Genomic DNA, 22,993 nt, shown 5'->3' on the forward strand with positions numbered 1-22,993 from the left:
GCAGGAAACAAAGCGCCGACCAAGGTTGGCCTCTACCGTGCGACCCGCCGGTGATTACTTGCCGCGCAGCTTCTGGAACCCGGTCACCGCCGCGAGCACGATGGCACCGGCGATGATGCCGACCACCATGTTACCCACCGCGCTGACCAGCCAGCCCCACTGCCCCTCGCCGCCCATCGCCTGTACTGCGTGGTGCAGCGCCGGCACGTTGTGCACCAGGATGCCTCCGCCCACCAGGAACATGGCAATGGTGCCGGCCACCGACAGGAACTTCATCAGCCACGGCGCCGAGGCCACCAGGCCGCGACCGAAGGCGGCCACGGCCCCACCCTTGCGCGACAGGTACAGGCCGACGTCATCCAGCTTCACGATGCCCGCCACCAGCCCATAGACGAAGACCGTCATCGCCAGTGCAACCACGGCCAGCGTGACCAGCTGGTTGGTGAACGATGCGGTGGCGACCACGCCCAGGGTCAGTACGATGATCTCGGCCGAGAGGATGAAGTCGGTGCGGATCGCGCCTTTCACCTTGTCCTTCTCCCACGCCACCATGTCCACCTGCGCGTCGGCCAGCGCCTTGCGCCGCTCGGCCTGATGCTCGGCGTCGTCCTCGGCTGAGTGCAGGAACCGATGCGCCAGCTTCTCAACGCCCTCAAAGCACAGGAACGCGCCGCCGATCATCATCAGCGGTACGATCAGCGGCACGTTCCAGCCGCGGCTGTGCAGCCAGGCCTCCAGCGCACTGATCGCCAATGCTGCAGGCACCAGGATCACCTTGTTGACCAGCGAGCCCTTGGCCACCGCCCACACCACCGGCAGTTCGCGGTTGGCGTTGACCCCGGTGACCTGCTGCGCGTTCAGCGCCAGGTCGTCGCCCAGCACGCCGGCGGTTTTCTTCGCCGCGACCTTGGTCAGGACCGAGACATCGTCGAGGAGGGTGGCGATATCGTCGAGCAGGGCGAACAGGCTGGCACCGGCCATGGGAAGTCCAGAGAGGGAATGAGCGGATTCTGACCGATCCGGTGTGGACTGCGGAAGACGTCGGATTCACCGCGTGCCCACCGCCCCCCGGCGACACTGCGGAATCCGGACATCGCCGGCCCGTGGCCGGCGCTACCTGTCTTCGTCGCATGGGAGTTCCGCTTGAGCAATCCGCCCACCGCCAATGGCAATCCTCCGCTGGTCAAAGGCATGAACCGGCGCAGCCAGATCCTGCGCCTGCTGATGCGCTATCGCCATTCAGGGGTGTTCTCGGGCATGAACCTGGATGCCGCAGGCAATCCAGCCGACGTTCCCGCGGACGGCAACCCGGAACAGTTCGTCAGCGACCTGGAAGCGCTGGGCCCGACCTTCGTCAAGCTGGGCCAGATGCTGTCCACGCGCCCGGACATGGTGCCGGTGGAGTTCGCCACAGCCCTGGAGCGCATGCAGGAAAAGGTGGCCGAGATTCCGGTCGAGCGCATCCATGCGATCGTCGAGCAGGAGCTGGGCGCACCGGTGAACAAGCTGTTCGCCTCATTCGATCCCGAACCGCTGGGCTGTGCCTCGATCGCGCAGGTGCATCGCGCGGTGCTGCACGACGGACGCCAGGTGGCAGTGAAGGTGCAGAAGCCTGAAGTGGCTGCACAACTTCGCTCGGACCTGGAGGCGCTACGCAGCTTCGCGCTGGCCGCCGACCACCTGACCCAGGTGGGCCGCCGCGTGCGCCTGCGCGACTGGCTCAACGAGTTCGCAAAGACCCTGATGCAGGAGCTGGACTACCACGCCGAGGCCGAGAACCTGGCCCGTTTCGGCCGACACCTGAAGCCGTTCCGCCGCCTGTGGATTCCGCAGCCGCTGTGGGACTACAGCAGCCAGCGCGTGCTGACCATGGAACTGGCCACCGGCGTGCGCGTGGATGCAATTCCCGATGTGCGCCGCACCGAACAATCGATGGACCCGCTGGCGGCGGCGCTGATCCGCGGCTACCTGGACCAGATCTTCGTGCACGGCGAGATCCATGCCGACCCGCACCCCGGCAACCTGCGGGTGATGCCCGATGGACGGCTGGCGATCTTCGACCTGGGCATGGTCGCGCACATGCCACCGCGCCTGCGCGAGCGGCTGCTGAAGATCCTGTTCGCCGCAGTCGATGGCCGTGGCGAGGAAGTAGCCGACGATCTGATCAGCATCAGCACGCGGCTGGAGGCCTTCGACGAAGAGCGCTACCTGCGCGAGACCGGCCAGCTGATCGCACGCTATGCGGCCAGCGGCAGTTTCTCCGAAGGCCGCGTGGTGCTGGACATGGTGCGCATCGCCACCGCCTGCGGCCTGCGCACACCGCCGGAACTGAGCCTGCTCGGCAAGGCGCTGCTCAACCTGGAAACCGTATGCCGGTTGCTGGCACCCGAACTGGAGACCCGCCGCATCGTCGAGCGCCAGCTTCAGCATGTGATGCGTGCGCGCCTGAAAAAATCACTGTCGGCAGCCAACATCGCCAGCGAGGCGATGGAGCTGCAGCAGCTGCTGCGCGATGGGCCGCGCAAGCTGTCGGACATCATGGCGCTGCTGGCCGAGAACCGTCTGCAGATGAAGGTGACGGGCCTGGAAGAATCGCGGCTTATGGAGAACCTGCAGAAGATCGCCAACCGCGTGGCGGCCGGCATCATCAGCGCGGCATTGATCATGGCCGCCGCGATGATGATGAAGATCGACACCGGCTGGCATCTGTTCGGCTACCCGCTCATCGCCCTGATTCTGTTGTTCATCGGCGTAGTGCTCGGCCTTGGCATCGTGACCAGTGCATTGCTGTTCGATCGTCGCGCGCGGGCACGCGAAGAGCGCGGGCATCGCTAGCGAATCTGCGAAAACACCCGTATTCATACGGTTTTTAATGCAATCCAACGGAGCCTTTCACGCTCGCTTTACCTTCTGAGCGCGATTTCGCGCGCGTCATTTCAACAAACAATTCAGTCAGGTTCGTGCATGCACTATCGGGTCATCGGCCTGTCACATGCATGTGCTTGCGGCAGCGCCGGTCGGATGGACACGCGTCGGTACGACGTCCATCACCACCACCCCGTCACTGCCGAAGCTGCCTATGCTCTGGATACTGCTGCTGTCGTTGTTGCTGCTGTGCTGGTTGTTCCTCGCGTCCGGCAAATGGGTGTGGTGGAAGGCCAGTGCGTTCTCGCTGCTGCTGCTCACGCTCAGCGCATGGTGGCTGATCGACAAGCTGTCCGGTGATGGGCTCAACGCCGCCACGCTGTACCACCTCGGCGCCGACATGGAAGGCGCCGGAGTCTCCGACTTCAAGGGCTACATCGCCGGCTTCATCGTGCTGGCGCTGGTCTCGCTGCTGCCGCTGTTCGCCACGCGGGTGAAGCGCTGGCGCCGGCCCGGCCACGGTGGCGCGCTGTTCGCGGGCTTCGCGGCCGTGTGGGTGGCCACGATCATGATCAGCCCGCTGGCCCGCGACGGCCAACGCCTGTACCAGCAGCTGCGCCCGGTCGACTTCGCCCGCATCGCCCCCGAATACCAGGTGCCGACGCAGCCGCTGCAGCGCCCGCGCAACATCGTCTGGATCTACGGCGAGAGCCTGGAGCGCACGTACCTGGACGAAAACGTATTCCCAGGCCTGATGCCCAATCTCAACCGGCTGGCGTCCGAGTCGCTGGACGTGCGCAACCTGGCCTCGGCCGAGGGCAGCGGCTGGACCATCGCCGGCCTGGTGTCGTCGATGTGCGGCGTGCCGCTGACCACTTCGCAGGGCGATGAGAACAGCATGGACCGGATGGGCAGCTTCCTGCCCAAGGCGGTGTGCCTGGGCGACTACCTGAAGCAGCAGGGCTATACCAACCATTACCTGGGCGGGGCCAACGGCCAGTTCGCCGGCAAGGGCCAGTTCCTCGCCAGCCACGGCTTTGACGAAGTGCATGACCTCGCCTGGTTCAAGCAGCAGAAAAAGATCGGGCGCATCCACTACTCCGCCTGGGGCGTGCACGACGACGTGCTGCTGGATACCGCCTACCAGCGCTTCGAACAGCTCTCGCGCGCCGGCTCGCCTTTCATGCTCACCACGCTGACCATGGACACCCACCACCCGGCGGGCCACCTGCCGGTGTCGTGCAAGGGCGAGCGCTACCAGAGCCAGTACGGCAACATCAACATGCTCAACGCGCTCAAGTGCAGTGACCGGTTGATCTCGCAGCTGGTCGAACGCATCCAGGCCAGCCCGTACGGCAAGGACACGCTGATCGTGATCGCCTCCGACCACCTGGCGATGCCCAACGATCTGACCCACATCCTGACCCGGCAGAAGCGCGAGAACCTGCTGCTGTTCCTCGGCGATGGCATTGCGCCGCAGCAGCTCAGCGCCGACGCCGGCACCACCCTGGATTCGGGTGCGACCCTGCTCAGCCTGCTGGACCCGAACCTGAAGACGATGGGCTTTGGCCGTTCACTGATCGATACCCAGCGCGCGCCCAGCGCCAGCGTGGCCACCCAGCGTGATGGCGGCCGAGATTACCCGCAGTACCTCGCCTTCGCCCGCTCGCTGTGGCTGGGTGAGCCGACCCGCGAACTGAAGATCGACGGCGACGACCAGGTGGTGGTCGGCCTGCAGCACGTGCAACCGCCGGTGCTGCTGGAATACGACAAGGACTGGGGATTGAAGTCGGTGTACCTGGAGAACACCTCGCGCCAGTTTGATGATGCCGACCCGGACAACACCCTGGCCTATGTCGACCGCTGCACCGCGTTCGAGGACGGCTCGGCCGATGGCGACTGGTGCGCCCTGCTGGTCAACCGCGACAACGGCATCAAGCTGTACCGCGACAACGACCTGCGTGGCGGCATTGCCGTGGACGCACCGCTGGACGCATTCCAGGGCCCGCGCCCGAGCGTGCGCCAGGCGCACATGATCACCCAGAAGGGTCGCCGCACCCGCGCCGGCCAGTACATGCTGCAGCTGGTGGCGAGCACGCGGCCGGATCGTGGCTTCTGGATCGAGGCGGTGTCCTCGCAGCGCAAGGTGGTGCTGGCCCAGCAGTGGGTGCAGCCCGATGCCAACGGCAAGATCAACGTGTCGTTCGGGCTGGACCACGAAGTGGATGATCTGGAGATCCGCGCGTGGTTGAACCATGCCGAGAAGCTGGCAGTGGATACGTTCGCACTGGTGCCCTCGCGCGGCCGACCGCGGGGGTAGGGTTCTTTGCAGGGCTGCGCCCTGCACCCGTGGTAGTGCCGGCCGCTGGCCGGCCACCTCAGAAGCAACAGCAACAGCGGGCATTCCGTGGTTGGGCGGGGCGGTGTCGGAGTGCGGGCACGCCGTAAATCCGTCCCTGGAGGCTTGGCAGCCGCATCCATGCGGCTGACACCCCGCACTCCGACACCGCCCCACCTCTGACAGATTCCTGCGGCTGTCAGTACGTGTCGACCTTGGTCGACACTTCTGTCAGATATCGAAATCAATCTGGGGTCAGATCCGTTTTCCTCCGGAAAACGGATCTGACCCCATCGGCATGCCCAACAGACCGCAGCAAACTGTCGAAGGCGGGGTGGGTCCGGTTGCGGGGGCGTGAGCCGCATGGATGCGGCGACCGAGCTTACATGGACGTACTTGCAGCGTCCCCCGCAACCGGACCCACCCCGCCAAACCACGGAATGCCCGCTGTTGCTGTTGCTTCTGAGGTGGCCGGCCAGCGGCCGGCACTACCACGGGTGCAGGGCGCAGCCCTGCAGAACACCCCCTACTCCTGCGGATCGCGGGTGATGTGGATATCGGTCGGGGTCGACAGCGGAATGTTCCGCTCCGCCAGTATCTGCAGCAGGCTGAAGTACAGATCGCTGCGGGTGGCGTAGACCTGCCGCGGGCTGGCCACGTACGCGAAGCTGTTGATGGTGATCTGGCCACCGGCAATGCTGTCGATGTAGACCGTCGGCGCCGGCTGCTTCAGCACGTTGGTATGCGCGGTGTACGCATCCAGCAACGCCTGCCGCAGGTTGCCGACATCGGTGCTGGGCGGCACCGCGAACTGGATCTGGATGCGGCCCTGGTTGTTGCCCATCGTCATGTTGCGCACGGTCTTGGTGACCAGCTCGGAGTTGGGCACGATCAGCGTCGACTTGTCGCCCACCTGGATCTCGGTCGAACGCAGGCTGATGCGGCGGATGTCGCCCTCCTGGTCGCCCAGCTTCACCCAGTCGCCGATCTTCACCGGGCGCTCGGCCAGCAGGATCAAGCCGGAGACGAAGTTCTGGGTGATCACCTGCAGGCCGAAACCGATACCCACTGACAGCGCACTGACCAGCAACGCCAGCTTGCTCAACTGCAGGCCCATGGCCGACAGCGCCCAGATCACCGCGATGATGATGCCCACGTAACGGGCAACGGTACTGACCGAGTTGCGTGCGCCCAGGTCCAGTTCGGTCTTGGGCAGGTAGGTGTCGGTCAACCAGCGCTGCACCAGCTGGGTGATCGCCAGGCCGGCCAGCAGCGCCAGTACCGCCAACACGATCCCCGCCGGTGCCAGCTTGGTGCCACCGATATCGAATCCGGTCGTGAACAGTGAAGTGAATCGCTCCACCACCGCGCCGATGTTGCCGAACGGCGCCACCAGGGCAAGCAGCGTGATCAACACAACCACGGTACGCAGCGCCGCCGACAGCAGCACACCGGCCTGCTCCAGCCGCGATACGCTCAGGCCGGTGCTGAGCAGGATGGTCTGGCCAACCTTGCTGTCGGCGTTGAGCATCCAGGTGCTCAGGTCATCGACGAACTTGAACAGCAGGGTCGCGGCCAGCACTACGATGCTGCCGCCGATCAGCTGCTGGTTCACGAACTTGGCGAAGTTCAGGTAGCCCAGCAATGTGGCGATGATGGCCGCCACCACCGCGATGTTGCCCGCTACCCGGGCCAGTACCAGCCAGCTGCTGCGACGCACCGGCGTGGCCGCGCCCACGCCATCGGCCTGTGCCTCCAGCTTGGCCTCGGCCTCGGCGGTCTGCCGGCGATGCAGGCGTGCCAGGGTCACCAGCATGGCCATGATCAGGCCGAGGTAGGTCAGCGCAATCAGGCCGTCCAGCGCCACCGTGGTGACGTCGCTGGTACGCGTGGCCTGATCGAGGGCGACCAGCACCGTGCTCAGCCAGGCCAGCGCCGCCGCGCCCCACGCGTACTTGCGCAGCTTGAGTGCGGCGGTGTCATCCAGATTCAGCAACCGCCACGACGGACGCTTGGGTACCAGCATGCACGCGCTGAGCGCCGCAATGAAGGCGGCGCGGAAGGTGGCCGTCTCCAGGCCGTCGGCCACCACCTGCAGGCGCGGCGCAATCGCATCGATCGCATCGAGCGCTGCCATCAGCACCACCACGGCATAGCCGGGCAGCAGCGTACCGACCAGCAGCAGCCACATGGCCAGGCCGGATCGCCGCAGGCGACCGTCCGGCGCACGCTCGGACGCCGCAAAGCGCCGCCCCAGCCTGCGCAGCCACAGCCGCAGCGGGAACATCATCACCAGCGCGGCCAGCAGGCCCAGCAACGGCGTGCCCCAGCCATTGGCCCGGACACCAGCAACAAACGTATCGCGCCCCTGCTCGGCCAACGGCGCAACGCGTGCGATATCGATCGGCAGGCGCTCGGCCACCTTGCTCCACAGCGCCGGAGACAACGGCGAGGCGACCTTCTTCCCCATGTCTTCGGCGCGTTGCGCAGTGCGCTGCTGGTCGATGTCGGCTGCCAGCTGCTGGGCACGCACGGCACTGGCCTTGGCCTGCGCTACCGACGCGGCCAGGCCGTCGCGCTGTTTGGTGATGGTGCGTCGTTGCGCGGCCAGTTCCGGCGGTTCGGTGGTGCCTTCCGCAGGCGTGCCCAGCTGCGCCAGCTGTTCGCTTATCCGATCCAGCTGCGGCTGCAACGCCTTCTCCAGCGCTTCGGCATCGCGCCGGGCCTGCGAGGCATTCTCGGACAGCATCGCCAGTGTCTCGATGGCCTCTGCATCGCCCCGCTTGCGCTCGACCTCCTTCAGCCTGGAATCGATGTCCGCCAGTTGCTGCTTCGGCGTGGGGTCCTCATCCTGGGCCAGCACCGGTGCGGACAGCAGGAAGGCAGTGCACAGCAGCAGGGCCAGCCAAGGCCCCCGTGCACGGATCGATCGCAGGAAAGAAGACACGCCAGCCACACCGTTTCGCGCGGACCACCGCGCCTGCGCGCGACTATACGGCACAGGCGGTAAAGGCCGGATGGTGGGGCAGAGGACCACAGCCACCGCGATGGGAGCTTCGACGGGGTGATGGCGCGGGGTGGTCACGACGGGGCGATAACGGCCTGGCGATAACGGCCTGGCGATTGCGGCGGGGTGATCGTGGCCGGGCGAATCGACGGGGTAGAGTCGACTGTTAGTCGACTATCGCGCGCAGCGCGGGCTTTGGCACAGCGTCCAGCGAAGAGCAGTCGACTAACAGTCGACTCTACCCCGTCGGTTCACCCCGCCTGCGTTTCCGCGCGCACGCGCGCCACGCCGGCGAAGTCAGTACTTCAGGCGCAGCTCTTCGACGGCCGGCTGCTGCAGCGCGTACCAGTCCTGGAACTCTTCCTCGGTGATCTCATCGGGCGCATACACCGCCACCGGGTGCCAGTCGTGGTCGGTCGGCAGTGGCTGGCGCGGGCCGGCACGCAGGCTGTAGCTGACGCCCTCGTAGTCGACCAGGTCATCAACCTGCGGCCACTGCTCGCGTGCGAACGCGGATTCACTCTTCAACAGGATCACCTGGTACATCGGCACCTCCACTTCGGTTGGATCAGGAAAACACGGCGCTGGCCGCAGCATACCGCCGCACCGGTGACAACGGGCACGCCGCAGCGGCGACGGAACGTTCTGGACACGGCCATCGCCCCGGCTTCACCCGCCCATGGCAAGGCCATCGGCATCGTGGAGGCCCCCCCTGCCACGACTGCCGATGACCGACCACCCGCCGCTGAAGACCGTCGCCGGCCTCAAGCTGCCCCGCTACCTGGGCACCTGGTACGAGATCGCACGCCTGCCGATGCGCCACGAGCCGGAGGGCTGCACCGACGTGTCGGCGCACTACACCCTGCTCGACAACGGCAACGTCGGCGTCACCAACCGCTGCCGCATGGACGGCGAGGTCGAGGAAGCCAGCGGCGAAGCCTGCGCCGTGGACAACGACAGCGCGCGGCTGGAGGTCAGCTTCCTGCCCAAGGGCCTGCGCTGGCTGCCGTTCGCCAAGGGCGACTACTGGGTGATCCAGGTCGCCCCGGACTACAGCGTCGCACTGGTCGGCAGTCCGGACCGCAAGTACCTCTGGCTACTGGCGCGCGAGCCGCGCCTGGACGCCACCGTGCAGGACCATTATCTGGCGACTGCCCGCCTGCAGGGCTTCGATCTGTCCGAACTGATCCACACCCCGCACACCGGTCGCCCGACAGCCTGAGCCGCGCACGCCCATGGACCTGAAGAGTGGCTACCCGTGGTGGGCGGTGCGCAACGGCCTGATCCACGCCTTCCCACCGCTGGAGCGGGATCTGCGCTGCGACGTGCTGGTGGTCGGCGGCGGCATCACCGGTGCGCTGATTGCCGACGAGTTGTCCGGGCATGGCCACGACGTGGCGGTGATCGAGCAGCGTGACATCGGCTGGGGCAGCACCGCTGCCAGCACCGCGCTGCTGCAGTACGAGATCGACACCCACCTGCTGGAACTGGCCCAGCGCTATGGCCAGGACGCCGCGGCGCTTGCCTACCGGGCGTGTGCGGAAGCAATCCCAGCGCTGGGCGACGTGGCACGCGGGTTGAAGGACGTGGATTTCCAGCGCATGGACAGCCTGTACCTGGCCAGCCGCCATCGCGACGTTCCGCGCTTGATGGCCGAAGGTGAGGCGCGGCGCAGCATCGGCCTGGATGCCCGCTGGCTGGGCCCGGAGGCACTGCAGGAACGCTTCGAGGTGGACGCCGGTGGTGCCCTGCTCACGCGCCAGGCGGCGCGGGTCGATCCGTATCGGCTGACCTATGCGCTGCTGCAGCGCCTGCGTCGGCGCGGCGGCCACGTGCATGACCGCACGGTGCTGCACAGCCTCGACGCCACTGCGCGCGGGGTGACCGCCCGTACCGAAGATGGTGCCACCATCCGCACACGCCACGTGGTGCTGGCCATGGGCTATGCCAACCAGCGCTGGCTCAAGCAACGGGTTGCACGCAACCGCAGCAGCTACGCCTTCATCACCGATCCCATCGATGCGGACGTGCTCGGCCGGCTGCGCACCACCATGGTGTGGGAGAGCGCCCGCCCCTACCTGTACCTGCGCGCCACCGGCGACCGTCGCCTGCTGGTGGGCGGGCTGGACGACGCCATCGACATCCCCGCCCGCCGCGACCGGCGCGTTGAGAGCAAGGCCGACAAGCTGATGAAGCAGCTGCTGCATTGGTTCCCACGGCTGGACCCGGTGCCGGCGTTTTCCTGGGCCGGCACCTTCGCCGAAACGGCGGACGGCCTGCCGTTCTTCGGCCCGCACGATCAGTGGGGGCCGCGGGTGCACTTCGCCATGGCCTACGGCGGCAACGGCATCACCTATTCGATGATCGGCGCGCAGCTGCTGCGGGCCGGGATCGAGCGGCGGGCGCATCCGCTGGCGGGGCTGTTCGGGTTCGGGCGGTTGTAGCCTGCAGCCAGGCATGGCCTGGCTCTACCGCGAGCGGGCGCTGACAGGCATCATTCAAGCAGCCCCTGCTAGCGTCGGCCTGTACCGCCGCGTGTTGCGTGGCCACCTGTCCGCTGGAGCGCCGTCATGATCCGCCCCCTGACCCTGCTGCTGTGCCTGGCCCTGCCGGGAACCGTGCTGGCCCAGTCCGCCGCCGGCGCCACCGCGCCGCAGGCTGCCGGCCTGGACCTGACGCTGCCGCAGGCGCCGATGCGCTACCTCAACGACCCGGCCCTGCAGCAGGATCCGCCGGGCACGTACTACGGTGACAAGAGCGGCCCGCGCGTACACGACGACGCGAAGATCGCCGACGTCACCGACGACAAGGTCAAGGTATCCGGCAGCTTCACCACCGGCATCGGCTATTCCAAGAACGGTGGCAACAGCCACTACAACGCCGCCACGCTGAACCTGAGCAAGAACTACACCACCGATGAGGGCAAGACCCACGGGGTCAACGTCAACATCCACGTGAGCGAGGGCAAGGGCCCGGGCTTCTTCGGCCCGTATGGTGGCTACTACGGCCGCGGGCCGGGCTACTGGGACTACCCGCCGCCGTTCGGCTGGTAAGGGCTGGCACCCGCGCCTGGGCCGACCAAGGTCGGCCACCACCGGTGCCTATGCCCGGTAGGTGTCGACCTTGGTCGACACGCTTCTTCCCCGTATGCCGACCAAGGTCGGCATCTACCGGATCTGGAATCAATCCAGCCAGCCATCGCGCTCGCTGTGCAGGATGCGGCCGTCATAACCGCTCAGGCGCACTTCCACCTTCTGGTTGCGGGCATTGCGCGCTTCCAGCGACCAGGTGGCACCATCGCGTTCCAGCGAATGGATCTCGCGCAGGCCATGTGCCTGTGCCCGTGCCAGCACCTGCTCGGTGGTCAGCAGCGCGCGCCCGTTGTGCTCGTCGAAGATCTCGCCGGTCTTCGGGTCCACGTAGACCTCGCTGAAGCGGCCATCGGCGCGGCTCACGTCCGCTTCCCACAGGCTGTCATCACGCTCGATCTCGTGGATCTGGGTGTAACCGGCCTTGCGCAGGGTCTGTTCAACCTGGGCCATGCCCAGCGGTGCGGCCTGAGCGGCCGGTACGATGGCCAGGGCGGCGACGGTGGCGAGGGCAAGCGACTTCAACATGGGGATTCTCCTGTTCGTGTTCATGGCCGGACCATCCCGGCAACGCCACGATGCACGGGGTGGTTAACAGCCCCTTAGCCGGCGCTGTTAGCCCGCTGTTAGTCGGCCGCTGCACACTCACGCCTGGTCCCCTTCCCTCACACGCCCGCGATGCTCGCCACCCTGCCCCTGCTGCTGGCCCTGGCCAACGCCCCGTCCGCCGCTGCGCCCGTGCAGGATCCGGCGCAGCAGGTCGCGCGTCGCGCTGTGCAGCAGGGCCGCTACGTGCCGCTGGAAAGCGTGGTGCGCGACGCGCTCAAGCGCTACCCGGGGCAGCTGCTGGAAGTGGAGCTGGACGACGGCGTCTACGAAGTGGAGATCCTGCGCGGCGATGGCGTGGTGGTCGAGCTGGACTATGATGCGCGCAGCGGAAAGCTGCTGAAGACGGAGCTGGACGACTGATGCGCATCCTGTTGGCCGAAGACGATGCCGCGCTGGCACAGCGCCTGGTGCCCCTGCTTGAGCAGGCCGGTTACGTGGTGCACCAGGTTGCCGACGGGCGCGAGGCCGAGGAAACCGGCCAGATCGAGGACCTGCAGGCGGCCATCGTTGACCTTGGCCTGCCCGGCCTGGACGGACTGAGCGTGATCGAACGCTGGCGCGGCAACGGCCGCGGCTTCCCGGTGCTGGTGCTGACCGCGCGCGGGCGCTGGCACGACAAGCTGGCCGGCTTCGATGCCGGTGCCGACGACTACCTGACCAAACCGTTCCAGGCCGACGAGCTGGTGCTGCGGCTGCGCGCCCTGATCCGCCGCAGCCACGGCCACGCCAGCCCGCGCCTGCACTGCGGCCCGCTGCAGCTGGACGTCAACGCCGGTCGCTTCGAACTGGACGGACAGCCGCTGGCGCTGAGCCCGCAGGAGTTCCGCCTGCTCAGTTACTTCATCCACCACAGCGGCCAGGTGATCGGCCGTGATCGACTCGGCGAACAGGTGTTCGAGGGCGGGCTGGATCCCGACTCCAACGCGCTGGATGTGCTGCTGGGGCGCGTGCGCCGCAAGCTCGGTACCGAACTGATCCAGACCGTGCGCGGCCAGGGTTGGCGGCTGGCGGCGCCGTGACGCGGCAGCCCTCGCTGCGGCGGCGCCTGCTGCTGGCCGGTGGCGTCGGCCTGCTGCTGGTCTCGTTGCTGGCCAGTGCGCTGCTGGGCGAACTGTTCAAGCGCAGCGCGCGTGATCGGCTGGACCACGAACTGCAGCAGGACATGCTGACCCTGGTCGCGCAGATGGAAGTCACCCCCGACAACCAGCTGCAGCTGCGCCAGGAACCGAACGATGCGCGCTTCCAGCGGGTGTTCTCCGGTGCGTACTGGCAGATCGCCGGTGCCGACGGCCGCGTGCTGCTGCAGTCACGCTCGTTGTGGGATGAAACCCTGCCGGCCATGGCCACAGGTGCGGCCACGCGCAATCTGGCTGGGCCACTCCAGCAGTCCCTGCGTGCACGCGTGCAACAGGTGCGCCTGCCGCGCGCCAGCGCACCGTTCGTGGCCGTGGTTGCCACCGACCGCAGCGCGCTGGATGCGGATGTAGCCGCGTTCCGCAAGCGCACCGCCATCGCGCTGGGCGTGCTGGTCGCGGCCTGGCTGGCGGTGCTGGCCAGCCAGGTGCACTTCGGATTGCGTCCGCTGCACCGCCTCGGTGCACAGCTGGAACGGGTTCGTCGCGGCGACGCGCAGCGCATCGAGACGCAGGGACTTGGGGCGGAGGTCGCGCCACTGGGCGAAGAACTCAACGCGCTGCTGGAGCACCAGCAACGCATGGTCGCACGCGCGCGTACCAGTGCACAGGATCTGGCGCACGCGCTGAAGACTCCACTGAGCGTGTTGGCCACCGAGGCCGACGGCGACGGTACGCACTGGCGTGCCACCGTGCGCGAGCAGAGTGCGCGCATGCAGGCCAGTGTCGACCGTTACCTGGCTGCAGGACTGGCTGCCGACCATCGCCAGCGCACCGACGTGGCGGCCGTCGCACAGGCGCTGTGCCGGCTGATGGCACGCGTGCATGGCGAACGCGGCGTTGCGTTCACAGCGGAAGGCATTGATCCGGCGTTGCAGTTTGCCGGTGCCAGTGCGGATCTGGAAGAGATGCTGGGTAATCTGTTGGACAACGCCGGGCGGTGGGCGCAACAGCAGGTCACTGTCGAAGCGGAAGCCCACGACGGGCAGTTACGCATCGAAGTGCGTGATGACGGCCCTGGCCTGGCGGCGGATGCGCTGTCCCAGGTCACACAGCGTGGTGTACGCCTGGATGAGCGCGAGGGCAGCAGTGGATTGGGGTTGGCCATCGTGGGCGATATCGCCGCCAGTTATGGCGGGCGCCTGGCGCTGGAGAATGCGCAGCCCGGCCTGCGCGCAACGTTGTGGTTGCCGGTGGCGTGAAGCGGCCAACCTAACGGTGGGTAGTGCCGGCCGCTGGCCGGCAACCACGTGGTCGCCGGGAACGCCTTGGGGAAGCCGGCCAGCGGCCGGCTCTACCAAGCGCCAATCCTACCGGTCGCCGTGCACCCGGTAGGTGTCCACATTGGCCAACCTCACGGTGGGTAGTGCCGGCCGCTGGCCGGCAACCACGTGGTCACCGGAAACGCCCTGCGGAAGCCGGCCAGCGGCCGGCTCTACCAAGCGCCAATCCGGCCGGTCGCCGTACGCCCGGTAGGCGTCGACATTGGCCAACCCAACGATGGGGAATGCCGGCCGCTGGCCGGCAACCGCGTGATCAGGGAACGCCCCGCGGAAGCCGGCCAGCGGCCGGCTCTACCAAGCGCCAATCCGACCGGTCGCCGTACACCCGGTAGGTGTCGACCTTGGTCGACACACATCAAACATCAACGGTGATGCATCCACCAGCAATCAATCGCGTCCAGCACGATGTGGATGATCAAACCGATGCCGAACAACCGCGTTTTCTTCGGCACGCACAGGCCTGCATACACGGCAATCGCCGGTGCGGTGTGCAGCGGATGGAAACCGATGCTGCAGCGGTTCGGTGCGTAGATCGGGTCGGCCAGCAGGTGGTCCAGGTCGATGATCCAGCCCAGCAGCATCAGCAGCCACGCCGAAGCAAAGCGCTTGCGCCAGAACAGCCATGCCAGCAGGGCTGGCACGGCGGCATGCAGGAACAGGTGGAAGATCGCGCGCGCGCTCATCGGGGCCGGTAGCGCCGGGCCTACGCCCGGCGTTCCCGTTTACATCAGACCAGCGGTTCGTCGGACAGGTAGGTGTAACCGGTCAGGCCGGCTTCCAGCGCCTCCGACAACTCCTGCGCGCGTTCCGGCGACAACTGGGCCTCGGCCACGCGCTGGGCATAGGTCGCGCGCAGTTCGTCCAGGCGGTAACCCACGTAGTCCAGCATCACGTCGGTGGTGTCGCCACGGCGCTGCTGGGTAATGGCATAGCCATCGGCATCGGCCAGCACTTCCACCGCGTCGGTATCACCGAACAGGTTGTGGATGTCGCCCAGGATTTCCTGGTAGGCGCCGACCATGAAGAAGCCGATGCGGTAGCTCTCGCCCGGCTTCATCTTGTGCAGCGGCAGCGAGCTGTCCAGGCTCTCGTTCTCGACATAGGTTTCCACCATGCCGTCCGAGTCGCAGGTCATGTCGGCGATGATGCCGCGGCGGTCGGGGGTTTCGTCCAGGCGCTCGATCGGCACGATCGGGAACACCTGGTCGATCGCCCACACGTCCGGGATCGACTCGAACACGCTGAAGTTGACGAAGTACTTGTCGACCAGGCGCTCGTTCAGTTCGTCCAGCACCGGGCGATGGCTCTTCTCGTCGTAGCTCAGGCGCGCACGCACGCCATGGGCGATGGCGTAGAACAGATCGTCGATGCGCGCACGCTGCGGCAGGTCGATCTGGCCCAGCGCGTAGCTGGCCAGGCCTTCGGCGTGGAAGTGCTGTGCCTCCTGGAACAGTTCCACCGCCGGACGCACGTCCAGTTCGTCGTGGATCTCGCGCAGGTGGCGGATCGCCGCCGGCTCGTCGTCGTGCTGGTCCGGCACGCGGCCTTCCTGCGCCTCTTCCACTTCCGAGACGTTGGCGATCAGCACCGCGTGGTGCGCGGTCATCGCGCGGCCGCACTCGGTGACGATGCGCGGCGGGGTCAGGCCGAACTCTTCGCAGGCATTGGCCAGCGGCTGCACGATGTTGCTGGCGTAGGAATGCAGGCCGTAGTTGATCGAGCAGAAGCTGCGCGAGCGCGTGCCTTCATAGTCCACGCCCAGGCCGCCGCCCACATCGACGTGGGTGATCTTCGCGCCCAGGCGCGACAGCTCCACGAAGTAGCGGGTGGCTTCGCGCATGCCGTTGGCGATGTCGCGCACGTTGGAGATCTGCGAGCCCATGTGGAAGTGCAGCAGGTTCAGGCAGTCGGCGTACTCGGTGTCACGCAGCGACTTCCACAGGTCCAGCAGCTGGCGCGGCGACAGGCCGAACTTGGCCTTGTCGCCACCGCTGTTCTGCCACTTGCCGGCGCCCAGCGAGGCCAGGCGCATGCGCACGCCCAGGCCCGGCTTCACGTCCAGCGCCTTGGACTCTTCCAGCACCAGCTTCAGCTCGGACGGCTTCTCGATGACGATGAAGGTCTGCAGGCCCAGCTTGCGGCCGATCAGGGCCAGGCGGATGTACTCGCGGTCCTTGTAACCGTTGCAGACGATCAGGCCACCCGGGCGCGACAGCGCCAGCACGGCCATCAGCTCGGGCTTGCTGCCCGCTTCCAGGCCGAAGCCTTCGCCGTGGTGGCTGGCCAGGGTGCCGGCCACGCCGCGGGTCTGGTTGACCTTGATCGGGTACACGGCGGTGTAGCCGCCGCTGTACTCCCAGTCCTGCTGGGCCTGGGCGAAGGCCGCCTGCAGCTTGCCCAGGCGCTGGCCGAGGATGTCCGGGAAGCGCACCAGCAGCGGCAGCTTGGCACCGGCCGCGCGCGCCGCATCGACCACCTTGGGCAGCGACACCACCGGGCCGTCCGCCCCGGTCGGTCTCACCACCATGTGCCCGGCCTGATCCACGTCGAAGTAACCGTCCGCCCAATGCGGGATCGAGTAGGTCTTGCGGGCTTGGTCGAGGGACCAATCGGTCATTTCAGTCGGCCTTGTTGGCAATAAAAGGGGGGGCATGATAACGCCTATATGCCCACAGGTTCGTTATCATGCGCGCCCGCGCCCGTGACAGGTTCCAACCTGAACGGGCCGATCCGTCCGGATGTGGCATCTGTGCCACGCGGCCCCGCCCGCCAGCCCGGCTCCACCCCTCCGAACAGGACTGTTTTCCAATGACTGACAGCAACAACTGGTACATCGAACACTTCGAGCGCACCGGCTCGGCCATCGGCTACCGCATCACCGGCAAGCTCGACGAGGTGCAGTCGCCGTTCCAGAAGATCGAGATCTTCCAGACCACCGACTGGGGCAACCTGATGACCATCGACGGGGCCATCATGCTGACCAGCAAGGACAACTTCTTCTACCACGAGATGATCAGCCACCCGGTGCTGTTCACCCACGCCGCGCCCAAGCGCGTGGTGATCATCGGCGGCGGCGACTGCGGCACCCTGCGCGAAGTGCTCAAGCACACCGGCGTGGAGAGCGTGACCCAGTGCGATATCGACGAGCAGGTCACGGTGATGGCGCGCAAGCACTTCCCGGAACTGTGCGACTCCAACGACGACGCCCGCGCCGAGCTGCTGTTCGACGACGGCGTGGCCTACATGGCCAACTGCCCGGCGGGCAGCGTGGACGTGGTGATCGTGGATTCGACCGACCCGGTCGGCCCGGGCGAAGGCCTGTTCAACAAAGCCTTCTACGAGAGCTGCTTCAAGGCCCTGAAGGACGACGGCATCCTGGTGCAGCAGTCCGAGTCGCCGCTGATGCAGTTGGACCTGATCAACGAAATGCGCACCGAGATGGGCAAGGCCGGCTTCGGTTCGTTCAAGACCCTGCCGTTCCCGCAGCCGTGCTACCCCACCGGCTGGTGGAGCGTGACCATGGCGCGCAAGGGCGACAGCAGCTTCGATTTCCGCCAGGCCGACTCGGCCGCCAAGACCTTCAACACCCTGTACTACACCGCCGCGCTGCACACCGGCGTGCTGGTGACCCCGCCGTTCGTGCAGGCGGCATTGAAGTAAGGCGTACCGACCAACGGTCGGCACCCACCCATGCAAAAGAAAAACCCGCGCTGGCGACAGCGCGGGTTTTTTTCATGTTCCGGTAGTACCGGCCGCTGGCCGGCAACCTCATGTAACGATCAGAGCGCCCAGATACCGGCAATCACCGCCACCACCAGGCCCCACTTGATCAGCTGGTAGGCCACCACGCTGCGCTCGCGCAGTGCCTTGGCCTTCAACCGCACCTTGTAGACGCTGCCGAACGCCTTGTTGACGCCACCGGTCGGGTCACCCGGCAGGTTCGGCGAGGCACCGCCGGCCAACAGCGTGGCCGCCACGGCGCGGTTGAACAGCCCCGGCAGGCCGAAGCGCAGCGGGCGGGCGATGTCGCAGAACAGGATCACGCGGTCATCGGGCGTCTCGTTGTGCGCGTGGTGGATGTAGGTCTCGTCGAACATCATCCACTCGCCATCGCGCCAGCTCTTCTTGATGCCGTCCACTTCGATGTAGCAGCCGTCGTTGTTCGGCGTGGCCAGGCCCAGGTGCAGGCGCAGCGAACCAGCGAACGGGTCGCGGTGCGGACGCAGCTCGCTGCCCGACGGCAGCTGCGCGAACATCGCCGCACGCACGTCCGGTAGGGACTCCAGCAACGCCGTGGTCTTGGGGCACATCGCCTTCGCCGACGGGTGCGACGGGCCGTACCACTTCAGGTAGAAGCGCTTCCAGCCACGGCGGAAGAACGAATTGAAGCCGGCATCATTGAACGTGCTGGACGCGGCGATCTTCTGCGCATCGCGCAGCGCCAGCGCTTCATCGCGGATCATCTGCCAGTTCTGGCGCAGCGGCTCCAGCTGCGGGAACTCCTTGGCCGGGTCCAGGAACGGCGTGGTCGGCACCTTCGAGAACATGTACATGACCACGTTGATCGGGGCCATGAAACTGGAGTGGTCCAGCAGCTGGCGCGACCAGCGCGCGCGGACCTTGCCACGGAAGTGGATGTACAGCACGCAGGCGACGAACAGCGCTGCAATGACGATTTTGATGATCAAAGCACTTTCCTCCAGCCGCGGCCGGAACGGGAATCGGGGTGGTGCACGGCCTGGCGGCCAGCACCGGTAAGGAACGCGGCAGGGAACGGGACGTGCCGAAGGGTGCGGCCGCCGATGTCGCGAATTAACAGCTTATGGTCGGCAGGCCGTGCGTCGGGGTCAAGCCGGACGTGCGCGACGTTCAGCGGGCCGCGGATGAACGAACCGATGCGACGCCCAACCTATTGATTCGGAAAGAACCGTCGACCAAGTGAGACATAATTGTCCGATTGAGCGCGACGAACTGTTCCAGCCACGCCCCTGACATTTCTCCGACAAATCGTGGAATAGCGAACTGGCGAGTACTAAAATTAACGAAAACTTAGTAACTCCCTGTAACACCGGTTCGCTTGACGCTTTGCGCCACCCACCGGGTCGTCCGAGACCCCGACATGTATCTTCCTGCTCTGCCCCCCTCCTCCTGCGGCGATGAGGCCGCCACCCCGCTGCTGCTCAAGCGCGGCGAACGCTTCCTGGCCCCTGACGTCTATCGCACCTGCCTGGACGGGCGCGAGGCAGTCATCAAGGACTATTCCCGCTACCGCGGCACGCCCGTTTCGCTAATCGCGCGACTGATGGTGCGCCGTGAAGCCCGCATGCTGCAGCGCCTGGGCGGCTGGAAGCATGCCCCCGCGCTGCTCGGCACCCTCGGTGGCCTGGCGCTGGGCATGGAATTCATCCCCGGCCAGACCCTGAGCACCGCGCAGGCCGTGGGCAATGACGTGTTCGAGCAGCTGCAGCACGCGCTCAGCCGCCTGCACGCCGCCGGCATCAGCCACAACGACCTGCATGGCACCAACGTGGTGGTCAGCGGCGGCGTACCGGTGCTGCTGGACTTCACCTCGGCCTGGCGCGCTCCACGCTGGCTGCGCCGCAACCCGCTGAGCCGGCAACTGAGCCGCAGCGACATGAAGAACTTGCTGAAGATCCGCCAGCGCGTGACCGGCCAGGCGCCAAGTGCCGCGCAGGCCGCACTGGTGGCCGACCCGGGCTGGGTCGCGGCCGTGCGGCAGGGCTGGAAGCGGTTCTATAAGTGGGCCAAGCGGCGGTAAGCGCCGCGTCTTTCGGGCGGCGATGGATCGCGAGATGAGATGGGACAGCGCCGGGGGGCTGCGTGCCCCGACGGGGACGATGCCTCGGGGGGGGCGTGCGCCGATGGGGACGACATCTCGGCGGCTGCGTGCGCCCTATCAGGTAGAGTCGACTGTTAGTCGACTGCTCTTCGTTCCGAAGCCGAAAAACCCCGCGCTGCGCGCGCAAGTCGACTAACAGTCGACTCTACCTCGTCCCATTCCGGCATCCCTGTCGTGTGCCGGCAGCCCGCGGCGCGCTTACAACGCGTCCGCGTCCAACTCACCGGTACGAATACGCACCACACTGCCCAGGTCGTACACGAACACCTTGCCGTCACCAATCTTGCCGGTGCCGGCGGCCTTCACGATGGCCTCAACCACGGCCTCCACCTGGTCATCGGTCACCGCCACTTCCAGCTTCACCTTCGGCAGGAAATCGACCACATACTCCGCGCCACGGTACAGCTCGGTGTGGCCCTTCTGGCGACCAAAGCCCTTCACTTCCGTCACCGTGATCCCAGTGACCCCACGCTCGGCCAGCGCTTCGCGCACGTCGTCGAGCTTGAACGGCTTGATCACCGCCATGACCATCTTCATCGTCTATCTCCTGTCTTCCGGCGTGGAGGATAGCGCCTGAACGCGGCCCGTGCGAAGCCGCTGCGGCCTGTCCGGGCAGTGGGTGCCAGCAGTATCCTTGTGCCCGAATGGCCTGCCCGCGCCGGATGCACGGCCCCCCCCCCACGGAGCACCCCATGATCGACCTGAATCAAATCGATGACCTCGCCCGTCGCCTCAGCGACCTGGTGCCGCCGGGCCTGCGCGAGTCGCGCGAGGAACTGCAGGCCACCTTCAAGAGCGCGCTGCAGGCCGGCCTGGCCAAGCTGGACCTGGTCACCCGCGAGGAGTTCGAAGTGCAGCGCGCCGTGCTGCTGAAGACCCGCCAGAAGCTGGATGCGCTGGAAACTGCCGTGCGCGAGCTGGAAGGGCGCGGCGCCGCAGAATGAAAAAAGGAGGCGCACCGCGCCTCCCGTTTACAGATTATTTCCCGGATGGGGCCTTGCAGCAAGGCCCACCGGGCGCCCTAGACTCGCCGGCCTGTCGATCCGGCAGGACACGCAGGGGCAGTGCCGATGGCGCAGGACACCGAATGGACACCCGTTTCGCATGACACCTGCGACCAGGTCGCCGGGCCGTTCTATCACGGCACCCGCGCTGATCTGGCGGTGGGCGAGCTGCTGAGCGCAGGCTTCCGCTCCAACTATCGCGACAGTGTGGTGATGAACCACATCTACTTCACCACCATTGCCAAGGGCGCCGGGCTGGCTGCGGAGATGGCCCGCGGTGAAGGGCGGCCGCGCGTGTATGTGGTGGAGCCGACCGGGCCGTTTGAAGACGACCCGAACGTGACCAACAAGAAGTTTCCCGGGAACCCGACGCGTTCGTATCGGAGTGCGCAGCCGTTGCGGGTGGTTGGGGAGATTACGGAGTGGGAGCTCTACGACGCGGAGTTTATTCGGCAGTTGAAGGCGTTCGTTGCTTCGGGGAGTGGAGAGATCATCAACTGATGGCCTGCTGGCGCTGGGCGTTGCGCACTTCTTCATCGGCTTCATAGATGTCCAGCCCGAGCTCAATGCCGCGCTCACCCAAGGCGAGCAGCGCGCGAGGCGAAAGCGAGACACCATCATTGCTGCTGCCCATGAAAAGGCCACAGAACAGATCAGGCCGGAAGCGTGCCAGAGCCTGCCATACGGCGAGATCGCCGGTGAGTTGATCGAGGATCTCGAAGATCTGCGCTTCCAGATCTTCAGGCTCACGACGCTCCGCATCAAGTCGCCAGCCCCCGGTCCTGGCGATACGCACGGTGCCTGATTGGTTGCCTCTGAGTTCCTGGCCCTTGTGATGCGATGCGGTTGGAGTCGCTCCGAGCAAGGCACTGACTTCTTCGGGCAGGAGGCCGTCTCCGAAGAATCGGAGGGTTACCAGGGAATGATCGAATGCTGACATGGGAATCCAGTTGTCCCTTCGGAATCTCTTCCAATCCACACGTCTCATCGACGTTAGATCAGTTACCCGCCATCGACCCTGAATGAATTATTCGACGACTAGCTAACGAAACCTTCAATGCCGCGATCAGAAAAGCGATCCAGCCCAAAGCAGTGCAGAGATATTTGCGCCGCCGATCGCGTGAGCTTATAGGTCAAATCAAACGGCTTCTCGTATATGTCCGACGCAATTTTCAACATATTTGCACCTGACTCACTGCCGCGCGACGGATTCTTTATCCCCATGATCATCAAACCGTTGGCCATGAATATATTCTTCTGCTGGGATGTAGCGAGTCCGCCCGGGTGCGGATCTGAGAGCAGCTCAATGTCTTTCAAATATACTTTCGATATGATATCTGCGAGACGAAGGTACTCATCGACGGCAATATCCCTTCTAGCACATGCATTGAATAGTTTGCCAACGAATTCTGGCTTTTTCTCTGAATCAAGTCTATCAATCAGGTCGAGGATAGCTGTTCCCGCCGCCTCGGTACCGCCCTTTTTTCGGGATATATCGTCAATGACGCGTTCCCGCTCCTCTTTTGATGTCTGTCCAATAACCTTAAGAAATTTGTATATCTTTGCAGCAAATATCCTGGCACTGATTGATGTAACCGCATCATTAGCCTTCATTATTAAGCCAAAGAAAGGGATGTCTTTGGCAAGCCCATCATCGAGAAGGGAGTCGATAGCGACCTCCCCAACCTCCAGGGTGAGGTCAATTAAAGACGGACTTTTCATTGACTCTACAACAGATGTTTCAATGGTCGCTGGAAGATTGGCCATAGCCTTCTAGAATTTTAGTTAAGCCGCGCCGCGAAGCG

At 65.8% G+C, this 22,993-nt stretch carries 21 protein-coding genes and 1 pseudogene; 12 read left to right on the forward strand and 10 right to left on the reverse strand.

The features are described from left to right. Window positions 1–54 precede the first annotated feature (54 nt). Window positions 55–981 carry a DUF808 domain-containing protein gene (locus tag AC5P9N_RS06315; protein ID WP_005411357.1) on the reverse strand — a complete coding sequence of 309 codons (927 nt, stop codon included), beginning with the start codon at window positions 979–981 and terminating at the stop codon, window positions 55–57. 207 nt (window positions 982–1,188) lie between these two features. On the opposite strand from AC5P9N_RS06315, the pseudogene AC5P9N_RS06320 reads away from it, so the two are divergent. Beyond that, window positions 1,189–2,835, forward strand: a pseudogene (locus AC5P9N_RS06320) (ABC1 kinase family protein); the annotation flags it as partial. A 244-nt stretch (window positions 2,836–3,079) separates the two neighbouring features. Next, window positions 3,080–5,185 (forward strand): phosphoglycerol transferase I, encoded by a 2,106-nt coding sequence (locus AC5P9N_RS06325; protein WP_049395622.1) that lies wholly within the window; start codon window positions 3,080–3,082, stop codon window positions 5,183–5,185. 544 nt (window positions 5,186–5,729) lie between these two features. On the opposite strand, the gene AC5P9N_RS06330 is transcribed toward AC5P9N_RS06325, so the two are convergent. Both AC5P9N_RS06330 and AC5P9N_RS06335 read right to left on the reverse strand, forming a co-directional pair. Then, a complete protein-coding gene (locus AC5P9N_RS06330) occupies window positions 5,730–8,159 on the reverse strand; it encodes a DUF3772 domain-containing protein (RefSeq protein WP_099484171.1) in 2,430 nt (809 codons plus the stop codon). A gap of 348 nt (window positions 8,160–8,507) precedes the next feature. Then, entirely contained in the window at window positions 8,508–8,756 is a 249-nt protein-coding gene (locus tag AC5P9N_RS06335) for a hypothetical protein (protein WP_005414723.1), read from the reverse strand. Window positions 8,757–8,937: 181 nt separating this feature from the next. On the opposite strand from AC5P9N_RS06335, the gene AC5P9N_RS06340 reads away from it, so the two are divergent. The 3 genes from AC5P9N_RS06340 to AC5P9N_RS06350 all read left to right on the forward strand — a co-directional run bounded on the left by AC5P9N_RS06340 (window position 8,938) and on the right by AC5P9N_RS06350 (window position 11,263). Continuing rightward, window positions 8,938–9,432, forward strand: coding sequence for a lipocalin family protein (locus AC5P9N_RS06340; protein WP_049460278.1), 495 nt, complete (start codon window positions 8,938–8,940; stop codon window positions 9,430–9,432). 13 nt (window positions 9,433–9,445) lie between these two features. Then, window positions 9,446–10,654, forward strand: coding sequence for an NAD(P)/FAD-dependent oxidoreductase (locus AC5P9N_RS06345; protein ID WP_099484170.1), 1,209 nt, complete (start codon window positions 9,446–9,448; stop codon window positions 10,652–10,654). 126 nt (window positions 10,655–10,780) lie between these two features. Continuing rightward, window positions 10,781–11,263: a hypothetical protein gene (locus AC5P9N_RS06350; protein ID WP_005411364.1), complete on the forward strand. Its 483-nt coding sequence runs from the start codon at window positions 10,781–10,783 to the stop codon at window positions 11,261–11,263. Window positions 11,264–11,392: 129 nt separating this feature from the next. Here AC5P9N_RS06350 and AC5P9N_RS06355 read toward each other — a convergent pair whose 3' ends face one another. Further along, the gene (locus tag AC5P9N_RS06355) at window positions 11,393–11,827 is read right to left on the reverse strand and encodes a PepSY domain-containing protein (protein ID WP_043034271.1); all 435 of its coding nucleotides are present in this window, start codon (window positions 11,825–11,827) and stop codon (window positions 11,393–11,395) included. A 150-nt stretch (window positions 11,828–11,977) separates the two neighbouring features. Between AC5P9N_RS06355 and AC5P9N_RS06360 the strand changes: the two genes are divergently transcribed. From AC5P9N_RS06360 to AC5P9N_RS06370, 3 genes are read left to right on the forward strand one after another with little or no spacing between them, the layout of a single operon-like run. Beyond that, complete coding sequence (locus tag AC5P9N_RS06360; RefSeq protein WP_099484169.1) at window positions 11,978–12,268, forward strand: PepSY domain-containing protein; 291 nt, start codon at window positions 11,978–11,980, stop codon at window positions 12,266–12,268. Next, complete coding sequence (locus tag AC5P9N_RS06365) at window positions 12,268–12,927, forward strand: response regulator transcription factor (protein ID WP_099484168.1); 660 nt, start codon at window positions 12,268–12,270, stop codon at window positions 12,925–12,927. The genes AC5P9N_RS06360 and AC5P9N_RS06365 overlap by 1 nt, the downstream gene beginning before the upstream one ends. Next, a complete protein-coding gene (locus AC5P9N_RS06370; RefSeq protein WP_065183414.1) occupies window positions 12,924–14,243 on the forward strand; it encodes a sensor histidine kinase in 1,320 nt (439 codons plus the stop codon). The genes AC5P9N_RS06365 and AC5P9N_RS06370 overlap by 4 nt, the downstream gene beginning before the upstream one ends. Window positions 14,244–14,686: 443 nt before the next feature. On the opposite strand, the gene AC5P9N_RS06375 is transcribed toward AC5P9N_RS06370, so the two are convergent. Then, entirely contained in the window at window positions 14,687–15,007 is a 321-nt protein-coding gene (locus AC5P9N_RS06375; protein WP_005411369.1) for a DUF6122 family protein, read from the reverse strand. A gap of 44 nt (window positions 15,008–15,051) precedes the next feature. Beyond that, complete coding sequence (gene speA / locus AC5P9N_RS06380) at window positions 15,052–16,941, reverse strand: arginine decarboxylase (RefSeq protein ID WP_005411370.1); 1,890 nt, start codon at window positions 16,939–16,941, stop codon at window positions 15,052–15,054. Between the two features lie 191 nt (window positions 16,942–17,132). On the opposite strand from speA, the gene speE reads away from it, so the two are divergent. Continuing rightward, a complete protein-coding gene (gene speE / locus AC5P9N_RS06385) occupies window positions 17,133–17,984 on the forward strand; it encodes a polyamine aminopropyltransferase (protein WP_032127130.1) in 852 nt (283 codons plus the stop codon). Between the two features lie 119 nt (window positions 17,985–18,103). Here the strand turns inward: speE and AC5P9N_RS06390 are convergent, their stop codons facing one another. Beyond that, on the reverse strand, window positions 18,104–19,009 hold the full coding sequence (locus tag AC5P9N_RS06390) for an aspartyl/asparaginyl beta-hydroxylase domain-containing protein (RefSeq protein WP_024957655.1): 906 nt from the start codon (window positions 19,007–19,009) through the stop codon (window positions 18,104–18,106). 434 nt (window positions 19,010–19,443) lie between these two features. Here AC5P9N_RS06390 and AC5P9N_RS06395 point away from each other — a divergent pair, with 434 nt between their 5' ends. Continuing rightward, window positions 19,444–20,103: an RIO1 family regulatory kinase/ATPase domain-containing protein gene (locus AC5P9N_RS06395; protein ID WP_043034268.1), complete on the forward strand. Its 660-nt coding sequence runs from the start codon at window positions 19,444–19,446 to the stop codon at window positions 20,101–20,103. Window positions 20,104–20,382: 279 nt separating this feature from the next. On the opposite strand, the gene AC5P9N_RS06400 is transcribed toward AC5P9N_RS06395, so the two are convergent. Continuing rightward, complete coding sequence (locus tag AC5P9N_RS06400; RefSeq protein WP_005411374.1) at window positions 20,383–20,721, reverse strand: P-II family nitrogen regulator; 339 nt, start codon at window positions 20,719–20,721, stop codon at window positions 20,383–20,385. A 155-nt stretch (window positions 20,722–20,876) separates the two neighbouring features. Here AC5P9N_RS06400 and ubiK point away from each other — a divergent pair, with 155 nt between their 5' ends. Both ubiK and arr read left to right on the forward strand, forming a co-directional pair. After that, window positions 20,877–21,128: a ubiquinone biosynthesis accessory factor UbiK gene (gene ubiK / locus AC5P9N_RS06405; protein WP_005419983.1), complete on the forward strand. Its 252-nt coding sequence runs from the start codon at window positions 20,877–20,879 to the stop codon at window positions 21,126–21,128. A gap of 126 nt (window positions 21,129–21,254) precedes the next feature. After that, window positions 21,255–21,689 carry an NAD(+)--rifampin ADP-ribosyltransferase gene (arr, locus tag AC5P9N_RS06410; protein ID WP_043034266.1) on the forward strand — a complete coding sequence of 145 codons (435 nt, stop codon included), beginning with the start codon at window positions 21,255–21,257 and terminating at the stop codon, window positions 21,687–21,689. Here the strand turns inward: arr and AC5P9N_RS06415 are convergent. Together AC5P9N_RS06415 and AC5P9N_RS06420 are read right to left on the reverse strand one after the other, a co-directional pair. Beyond that, window positions 21,682–22,128, reverse strand: coding sequence for a DUF4279 domain-containing protein (locus AC5P9N_RS06415; RefSeq protein ID WP_012481476.1), 447 nt, complete (start codon window positions 22,126–22,128; stop codon window positions 21,682–21,684). The two genes, arr and AC5P9N_RS06415, sit on opposite strands and share 8 nt — an antisense overlap. 98 nt (window positions 22,129–22,226) lie before the next feature. Further along, the gene (locus AC5P9N_RS06420; protein WP_208180471.1) at window positions 22,227–22,955 is read right to left on the reverse strand and encodes a hypothetical protein; all 729 of its coding nucleotides are present in this window, start codon (window positions 22,953–22,955) and stop codon (window positions 22,227–22,229) included. Window positions 22,956–22,993: the final 38 nt, after the last annotated feature.

The organism is Stenotrophomonas sp. YJH_SMC_6 (assembly GCF_059371335.1).

Excerpts from the sequence above, each read along its gene's own strand:
- AC5P9N_RS06375 (WP_005411369.1), bottom strand. The coding sequence starts at position 15,007 with ATGAGCGCGCGCGCGATCTTCCACCTGTTCCTGCATGCCGCCGTGCCA.
- speE (WP_032127130.1), top strand. The coding sequence starts at position 17,133 with ATGACTGACAGCAACAACTGGTACATCGAACACTTCGAGCGCACCGGC.
- AC5P9N_RS06360 (WP_099484169.1), top strand. The coding sequence starts at position 11,978 with ATGCTCGCCACCCTGCCCCTGCTGCTGGCCCTGGCCAACGCCCCGTCC.
- AC5P9N_RS06315 (WP_005411357.1), bottom strand. The coding sequence starts at position 981 with ATGGCCGGTGCCAGCCTGTTCGCCCTGCTCGACGATATCGCCACCCTC.
- AC5P9N_RS06350 (WP_005411364.1), top strand. The coding sequence starts at position 10,781 with ATGATCCGCCCCCTGACCCTGCTGCTGTGCCTGGCCCTGCCGGGAACC.
- AC5P9N_RS06415 (WP_012481476.1), bottom strand. The coding sequence starts at position 22,128 with ATGTCAGCATTCGATCATTCCCTGGTAACCCTCCGATTCTTCGGAGAC.
- ubiK (WP_005419983.1), top strand. The coding sequence starts at position 20,877 with ATGATCGACCTGAATCAAATCGATGACCTCGCCCGTCGCCTCAGCGAC.
- AC5P9N_RS06345 (WP_099484170.1), top strand. The coding sequence starts at position 9,446 with ATGGACCTGAAGAGTGGCTACCCGTGGTGGGCGGTGCGCAACGGCCTG.
- AC5P9N_RS06400 (WP_005411374.1), bottom strand. The coding sequence starts at position 20,721 with ATGAAGATGGTCATGGCGGTGATCAAGCCGTTCAAGCTCGACGACGTG.
- AC5P9N_RS06335 (WP_005414723.1), bottom strand. The coding sequence starts at position 8,756 with ATGTACCAGGTGATCCTGTTGAAGAGTGAATCCGCGTTCGCACGCGAG.
- AC5P9N_RS06340 (WP_049460278.1), top strand. The coding sequence starts at position 8,938 with ATGACCGACCACCCGCCGCTGAAGACCGTCGCCGGCCTCAAGCTGCCC.
- arr (WP_043034266.1), top strand. The coding sequence starts at position 21,255 with ATGGCGCAGGACACCGAATGGACACCCGTTTCGCATGACACCTGCGAC.
- AC5P9N_RS06365 (WP_099484168.1), top strand. The coding sequence starts at position 12,268 with ATGCGCATCCTGTTGGCCGAAGACGATGCCGCGCTGGCACAGCGCCTG.
- speA (WP_005411370.1), bottom strand. The coding sequence starts at position 16,941 with ATGACCGATTGGTCCCTCGACCAAGCCCGCAAGACCTACTCGATCCCG.
- AC5P9N_RS06420 (WP_208180471.1), bottom strand. The coding sequence starts at position 22,955 with ATGGCCAATCTTCCAGCGACCATTGAAACATCTGTTGTAGAGTCAATG.
- AC5P9N_RS06325 (WP_049395622.1), top strand. The coding sequence starts at position 3,080 with ATGCTCTGGATACTGCTGCTGTCGTTGTTGCTGCTGTGCTGGTTGTTC.
- AC5P9N_RS06355 (WP_043034271.1), bottom strand. The coding sequence starts at position 11,827 with ATGTTGAAGTCGCTTGCCCTCGCCACCGTCGCCGCCCTGGCCATCGTA.
- AC5P9N_RS06395 (WP_043034268.1), top strand. The coding sequence starts at position 19,444 with ATGTATCTTCCTGCTCTGCCCCCCTCCTCCTGCGGCGATGAGGCCGCC.